1 protein-coding gene is annotated in these 1,368 nt (G+C 65.0%); it reads right to left on the bottom strand.

Translation table 11 applies throughout. The features are described from left to right. Positions 1–11 precede the first annotated feature (11 nt). A complete protein-coding gene (locus Q2941_RS51625; RefSeq protein ID WP_458197542.1) occupies positions 12–1,211 on the bottom strand; it encodes an IS256 family transposase in 1,200 nt (399 codons plus the stop codon). Positions 1,212–1,368 lie beyond the last annotated feature (157 nt).

Raw genomic sequence — 1,368 nt, 5'->3', positions numbered from 1 at the left:
GTCGGAAGGCATCAGCTTGCCACGGCGGGCAGGCCGACGATGGGATCATCGCTCAATGGCGCGATGGTTTCCAGTGTCATGTAGCGGGCGCGCTGGACGGCCCATTCGTCGTTTTGCTCAAGCAAGATCGCGCCGACGAGGCGAACGATGGCATCTTCATTGGGGAAGATGCCGACGACTTCGGTCCGCCGCTTGATCTCGCCGTTGAGGCGCTCGATCGGATTGGTCGAGTGCAGCTTGGCGCGGTGCGGAGTCGGGAAGCTCATATAGGCGAGCACGTCGGGCTCGGCTTCATCCATGAAGGCGGCGAGCTTAGGCAGTTTGGGACGGATCTGGTCGGCGACCTTGCGCCACTGCGTCTTGGCCGCTTCGGCATCGTCCTGGGCGAAGGCGGTGGCGATGAAGGCGGAGACGACGCGCCGGCCGCTCTTGCCGGCATGCGCCAGGACGTTGCGCATGAAGTGGACGCGGCAGCGCTGCCAGGTGGCGTTGAGCACCTTGGCGACGGTAGCCTTGATGCCCTCATGGGCATCCGAGATCACCAGCTTGACGCCGCGCAAGCCGCGGCGGGCGAGCTTGCGCAAGAACGCGGTCCAGAACGTCTCGGCCTCGGACGGACCGATGTCCATGCCGAGAATCTCGCGCCGGCCGTCACTGTTGACGCCGACCGCGATGATCACCGCGACCGAGACGATGCGGCCATTCTGGCGCACCTTCAGGTAAGTGGCGTCGATCCACAAATACGGCCAGTCGCCCTCGATCGGGCGGGCGAGGAAGGCCTTCACCTTGTCGTCGATCTCACCGCAGAGCCGGCTCACCTGGCTCTTGGAGATCCCGCTCATCCCCATCGCCTGCACCAGATCGTCCACAGAGCGGGTCGAGACGCCCTGCACATAGGCCTCTTGGATCACGGCGGTCAGCGCCTTCTCGGCCATCCGGCGAGGCTCCAGGAAACCCGGGAAATAGCTTCCTTTGCGCAGCTTTGGGATGCGCAGTTCGACCGCGCCGGCGCGCGTCTCCCAGGTCCGGTCGCGGTAGCCATTGCGCTGGGCAAGGCGCTCGGCGTTCTTCTCGCCGTAGGCCACGCCGGTCAGCTCGGTGACCTCCAGCTCCATCAATCGCTGAGCGGCAAAGCCGATCATCTCGCGCAGCAGGTCGGCATCAGGGGCCTTCTCCACGAGCGCACGAAGGTTCATCATCTCGTCGGTCATCGGTGGTTCCTCGAATCAGGTTGGTGTCAGCAACCCGACCCTACCGGCGAATTGCCGGTGACCACCGCAAAGCCGTCCGCCCGCTACGGCGCTATTTGAGGGCGCGCGTGCGGACGGCTTTGCTCTACCGAGCTACACCATCACGGGGGACACGACC

It is taken from the genome of Bradyrhizobium sp. UFLA05-153 (assembly GCF_054185185.1).
The sequence above is the reverse complement of the archived record's forward strand: the minus strand, read 5'-3'. Positions and strand labels throughout refer to the sequence as shown.

Excerpts from the sequence above, each read along its gene's own strand:
- Q2941_RS51625 (WP_458197542.1), bottom strand. The coding sequence starts at position 1,211 with ATGACCGACGAGATGATGAACCTTCGTGCGCTCGTGGAGAAGGCCCCT.